The 14,878-nt window shown below is 69.7% G+C and carries 16 protein-coding genes; 6 read left to right on the forward strand and 10 right to left on the reverse strand.

Features of this window, described 5'->3' with window-relative positions; genetic code table 11:
* Window positions 1–157: 157 nt before the first annotated feature.
* The 3 genes from DEJ01_RS07320 to glgA all read right to left on the reverse strand — a co-directional run bounded on the left by DEJ01_RS07320 (window position 158) and on the right by glgA (window position 2,500).
* The gene (locus DEJ01_RS07320; protein WP_017887280.1) at window positions 158–406 is read right to left on the reverse strand and encodes a type B 50S ribosomal protein L31; all 249 of its coding nucleotides are present in this window, start codon (window positions 404–406) and stop codon (window positions 158–160) included.
* A gap of 102 nt (window positions 407–508) precedes the next feature.
* A complete protein-coding gene (locus tag DEJ01_RS07325) occupies window positions 509–1,291 on the reverse strand; it encodes an ABC transporter ATP-binding protein (RefSeq protein WP_017887279.1) in 783 nt (260 codons plus the stop codon).
* A 9-nt stretch (window positions 1,292–1,300) separates the two neighbouring features.
* Window positions 1,301–2,500 (reverse strand): glycogen synthase, encoded by a 1,200-nt coding sequence (gene glgA / locus DEJ01_RS07330; RefSeq protein WP_071403766.1) that lies wholly within the window; start codon window positions 2,498–2,500, stop codon window positions 1,301–1,303.
* Window positions 2,501–2,547: 47 nt separating this feature from the next.
* Between glgA and DEJ01_RS07335 the strand changes: the two genes are divergently transcribed.
* Both DEJ01_RS07335 and serB read left to right on the forward strand, forming a co-directional pair.
* The gene (locus tag DEJ01_RS07335) at window positions 2,548–3,789 is read left to right on the forward strand and encodes a glucose-1-phosphate adenylyltransferase (RefSeq protein WP_111023028.1); all 1,242 of its coding nucleotides are present in this window, start codon (window positions 2,548–2,550) and stop codon (window positions 3,787–3,789) included.
* Between the two features lie 113 nt (window positions 3,790–3,902).
* A complete protein-coding gene (gene serB, locus DEJ01_RS07340) occupies window positions 3,903–4,541 on the forward strand; it encodes a phosphoserine phosphatase SerB (RefSeq protein WP_111039106.1) in 639 nt (212 codons plus the stop codon).
* Window positions 4,542–4,553: 12 nt separating this feature from the next.
* Here the strand turns inward: serB and fabG are convergent, their stop codons facing one another.
* Window positions 4,554–5,267 (reverse strand): 3-oxoacyl-ACP reductase FabG, encoded by a 714-nt coding sequence (gene fabG, locus DEJ01_RS07345; RefSeq protein ID WP_027465673.1) that lies wholly within the window; start codon window positions 5,265–5,267, stop codon window positions 4,554–4,556.
* A 165-nt stretch (window positions 5,268–5,432) separates the two neighbouring features.
* On the opposite strand from fabG, the gene DEJ01_RS07350 reads away from it, so the two are divergent.
* From DEJ01_RS07350 to DEJ01_RS07360, 3 genes are read left to right on the forward strand one after another with little or no spacing between them, the layout of a single operon-like run.
* Window positions 5,433–5,855: a DUF3099 domain-containing protein gene (locus DEJ01_RS07350; RefSeq protein ID WP_051596733.1), complete on the forward strand. Its 423-nt coding sequence runs from the start codon at window positions 5,433–5,435 to the stop codon at window positions 5,853–5,855.
* Complete coding sequence (locus tag DEJ01_RS07355) at window positions 5,855–6,163, forward strand: hypothetical protein (protein ID WP_371830589.1); 309 nt, start codon at window positions 5,855–5,857, stop codon at window positions 6,161–6,163. Before DEJ01_RS07350 ends, DEJ01_RS07355 begins: the two co-directional genes overlap by 1 nt.
* Window positions 6,160–7,143 carry an SURF1 family protein gene (locus DEJ01_RS07360; protein WP_111092624.1) on the forward strand — a complete coding sequence of 328 codons (984 nt, stop codon included), beginning with the start codon at window positions 6,160–6,162 and terminating at the stop codon, window positions 7,141–7,143. The genes DEJ01_RS07355 and DEJ01_RS07360 overlap by 4 nt, the downstream gene beginning before the upstream one ends.
* An 855-nt stretch (window positions 7,144–7,998) precedes the next feature.
* On the opposite strand, the gene DEJ01_RS07365 is transcribed toward DEJ01_RS07360, so the two are convergent.
* Complete coding sequence (locus DEJ01_RS07365) at window positions 7,999–9,597, reverse strand: ABC-F family ATP-binding cassette domain-containing protein (RefSeq protein ID WP_071403762.1); 1,599 nt, start codon at window positions 9,595–9,597, stop codon at window positions 7,999–8,001.
* Window positions 9,598–9,712: 115 nt separating this feature from the next.
* On the opposite strand from DEJ01_RS07365, the gene DEJ01_RS07370 reads away from it, so the two are divergent.
* Window positions 9,713–10,312 carry a biotin transporter BioY gene (locus DEJ01_RS07370; RefSeq protein ID WP_111092625.1) on the forward strand — a complete coding sequence of 200 codons (600 nt, stop codon included), beginning with the start codon at window positions 9,713–9,715 and terminating at the stop codon, window positions 10,310–10,312.
* A gap of 305 nt (window positions 10,313–10,617) precedes the next feature.
* Here DEJ01_RS07370 and DEJ01_RS07375 read toward each other — a convergent pair whose 3' ends face one another.
* Genes DEJ01_RS07375 through sufB form a run of 5 tightly spaced genes read right to left on the reverse strand, consistent with a single transcriptional unit; the run spans window position 10,618 to window position 14,848 of the window.
* Window positions 10,618–10,947 (reverse strand): metal-sulfur cluster assembly factor, encoded by a 330-nt coding sequence (locus DEJ01_RS07375; RefSeq protein ID WP_017887270.1) that lies wholly within the window; start codon window positions 10,945–10,947, stop codon window positions 10,618–10,620.
* Entirely contained in the window at window positions 10,947–11,720 is a 774-nt protein-coding gene (gene sufC, locus DEJ01_RS07380) for a Fe-S cluster assembly ATPase SufC (RefSeq protein WP_071403760.1), read from the reverse strand. The genes DEJ01_RS07375 and sufC overlap by 1 nt, the downstream gene beginning before the upstream one ends.
* Window positions 11,721–11,777: 57 nt before the next feature.
* Window positions 11,778–12,104, reverse strand: a complete 327-nt coding sequence (locus DEJ01_RS07385) for a non-heme iron oxygenase ferredoxin subunit (protein ID WP_375342377.1) — start codon at window positions 12,102–12,104, stop codon at window positions 11,778–11,780.
* On the reverse strand, window positions 12,104–13,429 hold the full coding sequence (gene sufD / locus DEJ01_RS07390; RefSeq protein WP_111092627.1) for a Fe-S cluster assembly protein SufD: 1,326 nt from the start codon (window positions 13,427–13,429) through the stop codon (window positions 12,104–12,106). Before sufD ends, DEJ01_RS07385 begins: the two co-directional genes overlap by 1 nt.
* The gene (gene sufB / locus DEJ01_RS07395; protein WP_071403757.1) at window positions 13,430–14,848 is read right to left on the reverse strand and encodes a Fe-S cluster assembly protein SufB; all 1,419 of its coding nucleotides are present in this window, start codon (window positions 14,846–14,848) and stop codon (window positions 13,430–13,432) included.
* Window positions 14,849–14,878 lie beyond the last annotated feature (30 nt).

Genomic DNA, 14,878 nt, shown 5'->3' on the forward strand with positions numbered 1-14,878 from the left:
CACCGGTGTCCACGCGCCGAACACCCGCAGAACGCGGTGTGACGCGCGAACACCGGTGTCTTGTGTTCCAGGTCCAGCGGCAGCCGGAGGCACCGCACAACGCGAACGGGCGGCCCTCCCGGAGGAGGACCGCCCGTGGGCGTTGCGTGGGGGCTGCTTACTTGCTGAAGCCCTTGAAGCGCTGGTTGAACTTCTCGACGCGACCGGCCGAGTCGAGGATGCGCTGCTTGCCCGTGTAGAACGGGTGCGAAGCGGACGAGATCTCGACGTCGATGACCGGGTAGGTCGCACCGTCGAGCTCGATGGTCTTGTCGCTGTTCGCGGTCGAACGCGTCAGGAACGTCTCACCGGAGGCCAGGTCGCGGAAGACGATGGCGCGGTACTCGGGGTGGGTGTCGGTCTTCATGGAGATTCCTCGATAGCGGTGATGGGATTGCGCGAACTGCGCGGGAAGTCGTCGGCTTGCGCCAGCCGTCCACGATACCAGAGAGACGGCGGGATCGCAGCGCTACGCGGCGCGTGCCGTGTAGCGACCGGCGTCCTTGGTGACCGAGAGGTCGATGCCGAACGCCTCGGTCAGGGTCTGGTCCGTCAGGACCTCGTCGATGGGGCCGGCGGCCTGCACGTGGCCGTCGGCGAGGACGAGCGCGTGGGTGAACCCGGCGGGTATCTCCTCGACGTGGTGGGTCACGATGACGATGGCCGGCGAGTCGGCGCTCTGGGCGTAGCCGCCGAGGGTGCGGACGAGGCTCTCACGGGCGCCGAGGTCGAGCGACGCGGCCGGTTCGTCGAGGAACAGGATCTCCGGGTCGGTCATCACGGCGCGGGCGATCTGCACGCGCTTCTGCTCGCCGTCGCTCAGGTCGCCGAACGTGCGGTCGGTGAAGGACCCCAGGCCCCACTCCTCGAGCACGCGCTGCGCCCGGCGGACGTCGAGCTCCTCGTACTCCTCGTTCCAGCGGCCCGTGACCGAGTACGCCGCGGTGAGCACGACGTCGATGACCTTCTCGGTCACCGGGATGCGACGGGCCAGCGCGGTCGACGCGAAGCCGATGCGCGGGCGGAGCTCGAACAAGTCGGCGCCGCCGAGTTCGGTCCCGAGCACCTCGACGTCACCCGAGGTCGGGAACGTCTGGGCGCCGGCGACCTGCAGCAGCGTCGTCTTGCCGGCGCCGTTCGCGCCGAGCACGACCCAGCGTTCGTCGTCCTGCACCTCCCACGAGATCGCGTCGAGGATGGTGGCCCCGTTGCGGACCACGGAGACGTCTGACAAGCGCACGACCGAGGGCATGCGACCAGCCTACGGGTTCTGGCCGAGCACCCGGTCGTAGACCTGCCGTGTCCTGGTGGCGATCGCGTCCCAGGTGAACTCGGTCTCGACACGGAGCCGTCCGGCGCGTCCCATGAGCTTCGCCAGCCCCTCGTCGGCGAGCACCTCGGTGAGGGTCGCGGCGAGGTCGGCCACGAAGCGGTCGGGGTCGGTCGGGGTGCCGGTGCCGTCCTGCACCTGGTCGATCGGGACGATGCGACCGGTGAGCCCGTCGGCGACGACCTCGGGGATGCCCCCGGTGCCGGTGCCGACGACCGGGATGCCGCACGCCATGGCCTCGAGGTTCACGATGCCGAGCGGCTCGTAGACCGACGGGCAGACGAACACGGTGCCCGAGGACAGCACGTTCACGATCTCCTCGTGCGCGAGCATCCGGTCGATCCAGACGACGCCTTCACGTTCCGCGCGGAGGCCCTCGACGAGCTCGGTGACCTCGGCCAGGATCTCGGGGGTGTCCGGCGCGCCGGCGCACAGCACGATCTGCACGTCCGACGGCAGCGACGCCACGGCTCGGAGCAGGTATGGCAGGCCCTTCTGGCGGGTGATGCGTCCGACGAACACGACGCTCGGGCGCGTCGGGTCGATGCCGAGGGCGCGCACGGCGTCCTCGTCGACGGTCGGCTTCCACGCGTCGATGTCGATGCCGTTGTAGACGACGTGGACCTTCGCGGGGTCGATCGACGGGTACGAGCGCAGGATGTCCGCACGCATGGCCTTCGAGACCGCGATGACGCCGTCGGCGTGTTCGAACGCCTCGCGCTCCATCCAGCTGGACAGGCGGTAGCCGCCGCCGAGCTGCTCGGCCTTCCACGGGCGGAGGGGCTCGAGGCTGTGGGCGGTCACGATGTGGGGGATGCCGTAGGTCAGCTGCGCGATCCGGCCCGCGGAGTTCGCGTACCAGGTGTGCGAGTGCACGAGGTCGGCGCCCTCGACGTCGGCCGCGATGGCCACGTCGGTCCCGAGGGCCTGCAGCGCGCCGTTCGCCTGGCCGAGGCCGTCCGGGGTCCGGTAGCCCCACACGTCGGGTTCGTCACGGAAGGCCCCGAAGGCCCGGACACGGACTTCCGTGTCCGTCCCCGACCGCAATGCGGCGGTGAGTTCGGACACGTGGACACCCGCTCCGCCGTAGACCTCCGGCGGATACTCCCTGGTCAGCAGATCGACTCGCACTGGTTCAACGTAACCGGTTCCCAGTGCTGACGCCTACTGTGAGCGGCATGGCACCAAAGAAGGTCTTCGGCATCGTGCTCGCCGGCGGCGAGGGCAAACGACTCATGCCGCTCACGGCCGATCGCGCGAAGCCCGCCGTCCCGTTCGGCGGCAACTTCCGTCTCATCGACTTCGCACTGTCGAACCTGGTCAACTCCGGTCTGCAGAAGATCGTCGTCCTGACCCAGTACAAGTCGCACAGTCTCGACCGGCACGTCGCGGAGACGTGGCGCATGGAGGGGCTGCTCGGCTCCTACGTCGCGTCCGTCCCCGCGCAGCAGCGGCTCGGCAAGCGCTGGTTCGCCGGCTCGGCCGACGCGATCCTGCAGTCGCTCAACCTGTTGCGCGACGAGCGACCCGACATCGTGGTCGTCGTCGGTGCGGACCACGTGTACCGGATGGACTTCCACCAGATGGTCGAGGCGCACATCGCGTCCGGCCGCAGTGCCACGGTGGCGGCGATCCGTCAGCCGATCGGGCTCGCCGACCAGTTCGGCGTCATCCAGGTGGCCGACGACGACCCCACGAAGATCGACGCGTTCCTCGAGAAGCCGAAGGACGCCGTCGGGCTGGCCGACTCCCCCGGCGAGATCCTGGCCTCGATGGGCAACTACGTGTTCAACGCGGACGCGCTCGTCGACGCGGTCCTGCGCGACGGCCAACTCGAGACGTCCGCGCACGACATGGGCGGCGACATCGTCCCCGACTTCGTCAACCGCGGCGACGCCGGCGTGTACGACCTGCAGCGCAACGAGGTCCCCGGGTCCACCGACCGCGACAAGTACTACTGGCGCGACGTGGGCACCATCGACTCGTTCTTCGACGCCCACATGGACCTCATCGCCCCGGTCCCGGTCTTCAACCTGTACAACCAGGACTGGCCGATCTTCAACCAGCAGACGAACCTGCCGCCGGCGAAGTTCGTCCGCGACGCGAACGGCAACACCGGGTCCACGGTGGACTCGCTCGTGTCGCTCGGCTGCCTGGTGTCGGGTGCGCAGGTCGAGCGCAGCATGATCGGGCCCTGGTGCTCGATCGACTCCGGCGCGAAGGTCCTCGACTCGATCGTGTTCGAGCGCGCCACCATCGGCGCCGGCGCGGTCGTCAACCGCGCCATCCTCGACAAGGACGTCGTCATCGCACCGGGCGCGCAGGTCGGCGTCGACCGCGAGGCCGACGAAGCGCGCGGCTTCACCGTCACGGAGTCGGGCATCACCGTGGTCGGCAAGGGCGTCCGCGTCGACGCATAGGCACGACGCGTAACGAAGCAGACACCCGGGGCGCAGCCCCGGACGGACGGCCTGGAGGCACGGCTCGCGTCACGGACGCGGCCGTGCCTTTCGTCAGTCGGTACCGTTGGTGCGTGCCCCGCTTCCTCGTCGTCCTCGATGCCGATTCCACGCTCCTCGAGGACGAGGTGATCGAACTGCTCGCCGACAGCGCCGGGACCCGGCCACAGGTGGCGGCGATCACGGAGCGCGCCATGCGCGGGGAACTCGACTTCGCCGAGAGCCTCCGGGAGCGTGTCGCGACCCTTGCGGGCCTCCAGGCAGACGTCTTCGTCCGTGCACAGCAGGCGGTCCGTGTGACGCGGGGCGCCGACCAGCTCGTCCGCGGGGTGCACGCCGCAGGCGGCACCGTCGGCGTGGTGTCCGGCGGGTTCCACGAGGTGCTCGACCCGTTCGCCGAGCAGCTGGGCCTCGACCACTGCCGGGCGAACCGCCTCGAGGTCACCGACGGCGTGCTCACCGGCCGCGTGCTCGGCGACGTCGTCGACGCGCACGCCAAGGCCGTCGCGCTCCGCGAGTGGGCGGACGCCGACGGGGTCGACCCGGCACGGACCATCGCCATCGGCGACGGCGCGAACGACCTCGAGATGATGCGCGTCGCCGCGCTCTCGGTGGCGTTCGACGCGAAGCCGCGCGTGCGGGAGCAGGCGGACGTCGCGGTCGTCGACCGTGACCTGTCCGCCGTGCTCGCGACGCTCGGTCTGCGCGGCTGATCAGTCCGAGGGCTAGTGGCCCATCCCGAGGCCACCGTCGACCGGGATGATCGCACCGGAGACGTACCCGGCGCCGTCGCTCGCCAGGAACAGCGTGGCGTCGGCGACGTCGTCGACCGTGCCGTAGCGGGCGGCCGGGATCGCCTTCTTGAACTCGGCCTGCAGCTCGTCGGAGAGCGCGGCGGTCATGTCCGTCTGGATGAAGCCGGGCGCCACGACGTTGGCGGTGATGCCGCGCGAGCCGAGCTCACGCGTGATCGACCGGGCCATGCCGACCAGGGCGGCCTTCGAGGACGCGTAGTTGACCTGGCCGATCTGGCCGTAGGCGCCCACGACGCTCGACATCAGCACGATGCGGCCGAACTTGGCCTTCATCATGCCCTTCGTGGCGCGCTTGACGACGCGGAAGGTGCCCGTGAGGTTCGTGTCGACCACGCTGGTGAAGTCGTCCTCGGACATGCGGAGGAGCAGCTGGTCGTTGGTGATGCCGGCGTTCGCGACGAGGACCTCGATCGGACCGAGCTCGGCCTCGACCTGCGTGAACGCGGCGTCGACGGACGCCGTGTCGGTGATGTCGGCCTGCACCGTCAGCGCGCCCTCGGGACCACCCTGGCCGCTGCGCGACGTCACGGCGACCCGGTGGCCGGCTGCGACGAACCGCTCGGCCAGCGCGTGGCCGATGCCGCGGTTGCCGCCGGTGATGAGGACGGTACGGGGGGTGCTCATGGTCGCTCCGTTCGGTGGGATCTGCTCGGCACGCGGTGCCGGGGACCCGGCGGACACGCCCGGACGAGCGTACCGGAGCGGACCACCCCGCCGGTTCGCGCGCGGCGCACCCACGATCGGTCCGGCGGGATTAGGCTTGACCACGGGTAGACGGAGACCATCTGTATGAAGAGCACGCACACGAGCATCACGTCGCTGCCGGACACACCGGAGCAGGACCGGGCGCACCGCCTGTCCCGCTACGTCTGGCAGATGGCCATCCGAGTGGTCCTCTTCATCTCCGCCGTGCTCGTGTACTCGATCTGGCACTCATGGCTCGCGGTCATCCCGATCGTCCTCGCCGCGGTGATCCCCTGGGTCGCCGTCGTCATCGCGAACGCCGGCAGCCGGACCGAGAGCGACATGATCTCCCCCGCCGGGTCCATCGAGCTCTACGACGCCGTCGACCCGCGTCTCCGCGAACAGCAGGAGGACGCCCGGGCCCAGGCCTACCGCGACGAGCAGGACCGCCTCCGCCAGCAGGCGCAGCATGCGCAGGACGAGTGGCAGCGCAACGGCGACCGATCGAAGATGTGGGGACCCCGCTGATGGGTGCGACGTTCGACCTGCAGACCGAACCCGGATCCACCCCGGTGTGCTCGCGTGCCGGCTGCGTGTCGACGGCCGGGTGGCGTGTGAACTGGCGCAACCCCCGGATCCACGCGATCGACCGCGTGAAGATCTGGGCCGCGTGCGAAGAACACCGCGACTTCCTGGCCGACTACCTGCGGTCCCGCTCCTTCCCGGTGCGCGTCACCGGCATGCACGAGGACGTCGACCACCTCGACGACGAGCGCGAGTCAACGGCGGCGCCGAAGAACGACGTCGGGGTGCGCTCCACCGGCACCTCGCGATGACCGACGGCTTCGACCCGCAGTCCCGGTACGGCCGCAAGCACGCCGCCAAGCTGCAGCGCGCCGCCGCGGAGTCCCGCTCGACCGACGACACCAGGTCGGGCTCGTCCGGTCGGGACCCCGACGAACCGTTCGTGGGCTGGCGCTTCGTCCGGAGCCGCCGCTGGCTCGGCTACTTCGCGATCGCCGTCGCCTTCGCGATCGTGTGCGCACTGTTCGGCATGTGGCAGTGGGACCGCCGCAACGAGGCCGTCCGGCAGAACGAGCAGGTCGCGCAGAACTACGACCACACCCCCGTCCCCCTCGACCGGGCGCTGCCGAAGGCCTCGAGCTGGCAGGACGAGCAGGAGTGGCTCCGGGTCGCCGTGACCGGCCGCTACGACGTCGACTCGCAGCTGCTCGTGCGCAACCGCGTGCACAACGGGCAGCCCGGGTTCGAGGTCCTGACGCCCCTGGTCACGTCCGAAGGCCGCGCCTTCATCGTCGACCGCGGGTGGGTGCCGACCGGCAACGCCCAGGACGCACCCGACCACGTGCCCGCTCCCCCGTCCGGTGAGGTCACCGCGATCGTCCGCCTGCAGCAGAGCGAACCGCGCATCCCCGGCCGCTCCGACCCGAAGGACACCGACCAGGTGCAGTCGGTGACCCTGGCCGACGTTGCGAACAAGGTCGACGACCCGATCTGGACCGGTGCGTACGGGCAGCTCGCCTCCGAGTCCCCCGCACCGACCGAGGCACGTCCGCTCGGCTGGGAGCGTCCGAACGCCGACACGGGGCTGCACCTGAGCTACTTCATCCAGTGGTTCCTGTTCGCCGCCGGGGGGTTCGGCTTCCTGGCGTACGTGATGGTGCAGGAGTACCGGAACCTCAACCAGGACGACCCCGAGGAGCGCGAGCGCGCCCTCGAGCGCGAACGCCGCAAGAACGCGAAGCCGAAGACCGACGCCGAGATCGAGGACGAGCTCATCGCGTCACGTCGCTGACGCGCGGCCGTGGCGCGGCCGAGGCGCGTCCGTGGGTGCGCGTCGGCGCACCGTGCGCACCTCGCAACCCCGTGCGCGCTTGCGCGCACCGTGCAGCGCCACAAGCGCGCACCCAGCGCGCAACGCCGCACCGGATGGCGAACGCGGCACCGTGCAGACGGGAGGCACGGCGCACGACCGGCACCGCGCCTCCAGACCGCACCGTGCGGACCTCGCAACCCCGTGCGCGCTTCCGAGCACCGTGCAGCGCCACAAGCGGGCACCCAGCACGCAACGCTGCACCGGATGGCCAACGCGGCACCGTGCGGACGGGGCCGCACTGTGCGCGCTTCCGCGCACCGTGCAGCGCCACAAGCGGACACCCAACACGCAACGCCGCACCGGATGGCGAACGCGGCACCGTGCGGACGGGAGGCGCGACGCACGACCGCACCGCGCCTCCAGGCCGCACCGTGCGGACCTCGCAACCCCGTGCGCGCTTCCGCGCACCGTGCAGCGCCACAAGCGCGCACCCAGCACCCAGCGCCGCACCGGACCGCGAACACCGCACCGTGCAGACGGGACCGCACCGTGCGCACCTCGCAACCCCGTGCACGCTTCCACGCACCGTGCAGCGCCACACGCGCGCACCCAGCACGGAACGCCGCACCGGATAGCGAAACGGGCACCGCGCGGACGGGAGGCACGGCGCACGACCGCACCGCGCCTCCAGGCCGCACCGTGCGGACCTCGCAACCCCGTGCGCGCTTCCGAGCACCGTGCAGCGCCACAAACGGCCACCCAGCACGCAACGCCGCACCGGACCGCGAACGCGGCACCGTGCGGACGGGCCTCGCCCGACCACACGCGCGGCAGCTAGGCGAGCTCGATGAGCTCCGCGTAGTCCTTGTTCCAGTGGTCCTCGGTGCCGTCGGGCAGCAGCAGCACGCGCTCGGGGTTGAGCGCCTCGACCGCGCCGGCGTCGTGGGACACCAGGACGACCGCACCCTCGAAGCCGGCGAGGGCATTGAGGATCTCCTCGCGCGAAGCCGGGTCCAGGTTGTTCGTCGGCTCGTCGAGGAGCAGGACGTTCGCGCCGGAGACCACGATCATCGCGAGCGACAGACGGGTCTTCTCGCCACCGGACAGGACGCCGGCCTTCTTGTAGCCGTCGTCGCCCGTGAACAGGAACGAGCCGAGCACCCGCCGGGCCTCGGTCTCGTTGAGGTCCGTCGACGCCGACACCATGTTCTCGATCACGGTGCGGTTGATGTCGATGTTCTCGTGCTCCTGCGCGTAGTAGCCGATGCGCAGACCGTGACCGGGCTGGATCTCGCCGGTGTCGGGCTGGTCGGCTCCCGCCAGGATGCGCAGCAGGGTCGTCTTGCCCGCACCGTTGAAGCCGAGGATGACCACGCGCGAACCGCGGTCGATCGCCAGGTCGACACCCGCGAAGATCTCGAGCGACCCGTACGACTTCGACAGCCCCTCGGCCATCAGCGGGGTGCGGCCGCACGGGGCCGGCGTGGGGAAGCGGATCTTCGCGACCCGGTCGGCGACACGCTCGTCCTCGAGGCCGGCGAGCAGCTTGTCGGCACGCGCGACCATCTGGTGCGCGGCCGCGGCCTTGGACGCCTTCGCGCCGAACCGAGCGGCCTGGTCCTTGAGCGTGGCGGCCTTCTTCTCGGCGCCCGCGCGCTCCTTGCGGCGGCGCTCCTCGTCGGCGACGCGCTGCCGCTGGTACAGCTTCCAGCCCATGTTGTAGATGTCGATGGTCTGGCGGTTGGCGTCCAGGTAGAAGACGCGGTTCACGACCTCGTCGACGAGCTCGACGTCGTGGGAGATGATGATGACGCCACCGGGGTAGGTCTTCAGGTGCTCGCGGAGCCACACGACGGAGTCGGCGTCGAGGTGGTTGGTCGGCTCGTCGAGGATCATCGTCTCGGCGTCCGAGAACAGGATCCGGGCGAGCTCGATGCGCCGGCGCTGACCACCCGAGAGCGTCTTGAGCTGCTGGTCGAGGATGCGGTCCGGCAGCTTCAGGTTCGAGGCGATCGACGCCGCCTCGGCCTCGGCCGCGTAGCCACCGAGCGCGTTGAACTGGTCGTCGAGGCGGCTGTAGCGTCGCATCGCCTTCTCGGCAACGGCCGCGTCGTCGCTCGCCATGTCGAGCGTGGCGAGGCGGATGCCCTCCACGAGCTCTCCGAGCCCACGGGCGTCGAGGATGCGCTTCCGCGCGGTCTCCTCCGGGTCGCCGGAGCGGGGGTCCTGCGGCAGGTAGCCGATCTCCCCACCGCGGTCGATCGTGCCGCCGTTCGGCTGCGTCTCGCCCGCGAGGGCCTTGGTCATCGTCGTCTTCCCCGCGCCGTTGCGGCCGACGAGTCCGATCTTGTCGCCCTTCTCGACACGGAAGGACACGTCCTCCATGAGGAGACGAGCTCCGACGCGGATCTCGAGTTCGTGCACGGCAAGCACAGTGGACGTCCAATCAGTTGGTGGGTTTGCACAACGGTGTGTGCGTGAGGTGCACCGCTACGCTGACGGGACCGATGGTTCCGAACGGAACCAGCAGTCCATTCTAGGAGAATCCATGACGAACGCCACCGGGTTCGCTCCCCGCGCAGTCCTCGCCGACCGTCTGCGCACGCACGGGCTGGCCACCGACGCCGCCCTCGTCGCCGGCGGAGCCCTGTTCACCGCCGCGATGGCGCAGCTCGAGGTCCCGATGTGGCCGGTCCCGATCACCGGGCAGACGCTCGCCGTCGTGCTCGTCGGCGCGACCCTCGGCGCACGTCGCGGCATGCTCTCGCTGCTCGTCTACGCCGTCGCCGGACTCGCGGGTGCCCCATTCTTCGCCGACATGCAGGGCGGTCTGCAGGCCCTGGCCCTGCCGAGTTTCGGGTACGTCATCGGCTTCATCCCCGCCGCCGGGCTCGTCGGCTGGCTCGCCCGCCGCAACTGGGACCGCAACGTCGGCCGCGCCACCGTCGCGATGCTGCTCGCGAGTGCCATCCCGTTCGTGACCGGCCTGCCGTACCTGGCCGTGGCGCTCGGCCAGCTCGGCGCCCCGAACGACGTCCAGTCGGTGCTCGCCGCCGGCCTGTACCCGTTCATCGTCGGTGGCATCGCCAAGGCCCTCATCGCCGCCGGCATCCTGCCGCTCGCGTGGAAGGTCGTCGGTCGCCGCTGACCCGTCGTACGAGAACGGCCCCGCACCTGATCGGTGCGGGGCCGTTCTGCGTCCGGTGCGGGGATGAACAGTCCGTGCGGGGCCGGGCCGGGGTTTCGGTCGGTCACGACTCCCCGCCACCCGGACGCCGAGTGGTCGCATCCCGTCGCCTGGAGCGCGGTCAGCCGACAGAACGTGACCACTCGGCGAACGTGAGCGTGTGGTCACGACCACTCGGCGGCGCGCCCCGCGCGTGGCGTGCGCACAGACGGACGGGAGGCGCGGTGCCAGCTGGCACCGCGCCTCCCGTCCGTGGTGGGTCGCGACTAGATCGCGAACCCGAGGGCGCGCATCATCTCGCGGCCGTCGTCGGTGATCCGTTCCGGACCCCACGGCGGCATCCAGACCCAGTTGATCCGGAAGGCGTCCACGATGCCGTCGAGGGCGTTCGCGGTGTCACCCTCGATGACGTCGGTCAGGGGGCAGCCGGCGCTGGTGAGCGTCATGCTGATGACGAGCGCGTTGGCGTCGTCGTCCCAGGCGAGGTCGTAGATCAGGCCGAGGTCGACGATGTTCACGCCGAGCTCCGGGTCCTGGACCTCCTTCAGGCCCTCGACGACCTCGTCGAACTTGTCGGGAGCGAGTGCGGCGATCATCAGGCCTGCGCCTCGGCGGCGGCGACCTGCACGTAGCGGTCGTAGCCCTCGTTCTCGAGGCGGTCGGCGAGCTCGGGGCCGCCCTGCTCCGCGATCTTGCCGGCGACGAACACGTGCACGAAGTCCGGCTTGATGTAGCGGAGGATGCGCGTGTAGTGCGTGATGAGCAGCACACCGAGGCCGGTCGCGGCCTTGGCGCGGTTGACGCCCTCGGAGACGATCTTCAGCGCGTCGACGTCGAGGCCGGAGTCGGTCTCGTCGAGGACGGCGAACTTCGGCTTGAGGAGCTCGAGCTGCATGATCTCGTGGCGCTTCTTCTCGCCACCGGAGAAGCCCTCGTTGACGTTGCGCTCGGCGAACGACGAGTCCATCTTCAGGTCGGCCATCGACTGGCGGAGTTCCTTGATCCAGCCACGGAGCGCCGGAGCCTCGCCGTCGATCGCCGTCTTGGCGGTGCGCAGGAAGTTCGACACCGTGACGCCGGGGATCTCGACCGGGTACTGCATCGCCAGGAACATGCCGGCACGGGCACGCTCGTCGACGCTCATCGCGAGGACGTCCTCGCCGTCGAGGGTGATCGTGCCACCGACGACGTTGTACCGCGGGTGACCGGCGATCGTGTACGCCAGGGTGGACTTACCGGAGCCGTTCGGCCCCATGATCGCGTGGATCTCGCCCTCGTTGATGGTGAGGTCGACACCCTTCAGGATCTCCTTGGTGCCCTGATCGGTGTCGATCGAGACCTTGAGGTCACGGATTTCCAGAGTGGACATTGCGTTCCTTCGGTTGCAGCTGTGTGCGGCGTCAGCCGCGGGAAGTGTTGGGGGTGCTCAGTCGACCGGGACGACGTCCTGCACGTCGACGTAGACGTCGCCGTCGCGGACCTCGACCCGGAAGACCGGGACGGGCTCGTAGGCCGGGAAGTTCTGCGGCTTGCCGGTGGTCAGTGAGAAGCGGGACCCGTGGGCCCAGCACTCCAGCGAGTCACCCTCGACGAAACCCTCGGCCAGCGAGATGTCGCCGTGCGTGCAGGTGTCGCCGATGGCGTGGACCGTGCCGGCCGAGTCCTTCACGATCGCGACCGCCGTGCCGTCGACGACCACCCGCATCGGGCTGTCCACCGCGATGTCGGCTTCGGCGCAGACCTTCTCGGCCATCAGGCGGTGGCCTGCGGAGCGGCGGTCTGCGGGGCGGAAGCCTGCGAGGTGGCGGCCTGTGCGTCGCCCGCCTCGGCCGGTGCGGCGATGACCGAACGGCCCTCGGCCAGCTCCTGCTCGACCGCGGCGATGAGGCGTTCCTCGAGCTCGGGTGCACCGATCTTCTGGATGACCTCGACCAGGAAGCCGAGCACGACGAGGCGCCGGGCTTCTTCTTCCGGGACGCCGCGGGACTGCAGGTAGAACAGCTGCTCGTCGTCGAAGCGACCGGTCGCACTCGCGTGGCCGGCGCCCTCGATGTTGCCCGTCTCGATCTCGAGGTTCGGGATGCTGTCGGCACGGGTGCCGTCCGTCAGCACGAGGTTGCGGTTCTGCTCGTACGAGTCGGTGCCGTCTCCGGCGCGGCCGATCAGGACGTCACCGATCCAGACGGTGTGCGCGCCCTGGCCCTGCAGCGCGCCCTTGTAGTTGACCCGACCGCGCGTGTTGGGCGCGTCGTGGTTCACGTAGACCTGCTGCTCGATGTACTGGCCGGCGTCGGCGAAGTACACGCCGTACATCTCCGTGTCGGCACCCTGCGCACCGAGGTGCGTCGAGGGGTTGACGCGGATGACGTCGCCGCCGAGCGAGACCACGACGTGCTTGAGGAACGCGTCGCGGCCGACCTCGGCGAAGTGGGTCGAGACGTGCACCGCGTCGTCGTCCCAGTCCTGCAGGCTGACGACGGTCAGTCGCGCGTTCTGCTGCGCGACGATCTCGACGTTCTCGCTGAGCAGGGCGCTGCCGCGGTTGTCGAGCACGACGATGCCCTGGGAGTTCGGCTCGGCCGTGATGACCGTGTGCGCGGCGCGGGGCTGCGACCCGAAGTCGGAGCGGGTCACGGTGATGAACTCGTGCGCCTCGGTGGCCTTGATCGTGATCGCCAGGACCGCGTCACGCGCGGTCCAGGCTGCGGCCGAGGCGCGGTCCTCGGGCAGGCCGGCGGAGCCGACGCGGGGGTCGTCGCTGCGACCCCACTCGACGTCGGCGCCCTCGGACTGGCGGGCGAGGTACGGGTAGGCGGATCCGTCGAGCGCGCCGTCCAGCAGCGGCTGGAGCTTGGTGAGCGGCGCGAACTTCCAGTTGACCTCTCGGCCGGTGACCTTCGGGAACGCCTCGACGTCGCCGGACTGGAACCGCTCGGAGCGGGTCTGGACCGGCACCTTCTTGTCGGGGGCGTCCCAGCCGCCGTCGGAGTGGGCTCCGGCGCCGTGCTGGGTGCCGCCCTGCGCTGCGGCAGCGGGCTCGATCGGCTGGTCGATGTGGGGAGGGGTGGTGCTGGACATCTAGCCGACGGATCCTTCCATGCTCATCTCGATGAGCTTGTTGAGTTCGAGTGCGTACTCCATCGGGAGCTCGCGTGCGATCGGCTCGATGAAGCCACGGACGATCATCGCCATCGCCTCGTCCTCGGCCATGCCGCGGGACATGAGGTAGAAGAGCTGCTCCTCGCTGACACGCGAGACCGTGGCCTCGTGTCCCAGCTGCACGTCGTCGACACGGATGTCGATCGCGGGGTAGGTGTCGCTCCGGCTGATCGTGTCGACCAGCAGGGCGTCGCAGCGCACGGTGTTGGCGGCGTGGTGCGCGGCCGGGTCGACCCGGACCTCACCGCGGTAGCCCGCACGACCGCCACCACGGGCGATCGACTTCGAGACGATCGAGGACGTCGTGTACGGCGCCATGTGGATCATCTTCGCGCCGGCGTCCTGGTGCTGACCGGGGCCGGCGAAGGCGACGGAGAGCGTCTCGCCCTTGGCGTGCTCTCCGGCGAGGTAGATCGACGGGTACTTCATCGTGACCTTGGACCCGATGTTGCCGTCGATCCACTCCATCGTCGCGCCCTCGTGTGCGATCGCACGCTTGGTGACGAGGTTGTAGACGTTGTTTGACCAGTTCTGGATCGTCGTGTACCGAACGCGGGCGTTCTTCTTCACGATGATCTCGACGACGGCCGAGTGCAGCGAGTCGGACTTGTAGATCGGGGCGGTGCAGCCCTCGATGTAGTGGACGTACGAGTCCTCGTCCGCGATGATCAGCGTCCGCTCGAACTGGCCCATGTTCTCGGTGTTGATCCGGAAGTAGGCCTGCAGCGGGATCTCGACGTGGACGCCCTTCGGGACGTAGACGAACGAGCCACCGGACCAGACGGCCGTGTTCAGCGCGGCGAACTTGTTGTCGCCGGCCGGGATCACGGTGCCGAAGTACTCCTCGAACAGCTCCGGGTGCTCACGGAGCGCCGTGTCGGTGTCCATGAAGATGACGCCCTGCTGCTCCAGGTCCTCGCGGATCTGGTGGTAGACGACCTCGGACTCGTACTGCGCGGCGACACCGGCGACGAGGCGCTGGCGCTCGGCCTCGGGGATGCCGAGCTTCTCGTAGGTCGCACGGATGTCCTCGGGAAGGTCTTCCCACGACTGTGCCTGCTTCTCCGTGGAGCGCACGAAGTACTTGATGTTGTCGAAGTCGATGCCCGTCAGGTCGGCACCCCACGTCGGCATCGGCTTGCGGCCGAAGAGCGACAGCCCCTTGAGGCGGTTCTTCAGCATCCACTCGGGCTCGTCCTTGAGGTTCGAGATGTCGGTGACGACCTCTTCCGAGATCCCACGACGGGCGGAGGACCCTGCCGAGTCGGAGTCGGACCAGCCGAACTCGTATTGGCCGAGCCCTTCGAGCTCGGGACGGTCGATGAGCACGTCGGACATGGTCTCCTCGTTTCCTTCTCGCGGGACAGC

Origin of the sequence: Curtobacterium sp. MCLR17_040, assembly GCF_003234735.1 — a bacterium.
In the GTDB taxonomy this organism is placed as follows: domain Bacteria; phylum Actinomycetota; class Actinomycetes; order Actinomycetales; family Microbacteriaceae; genus Curtobacterium; species Curtobacterium flaccumfaciens.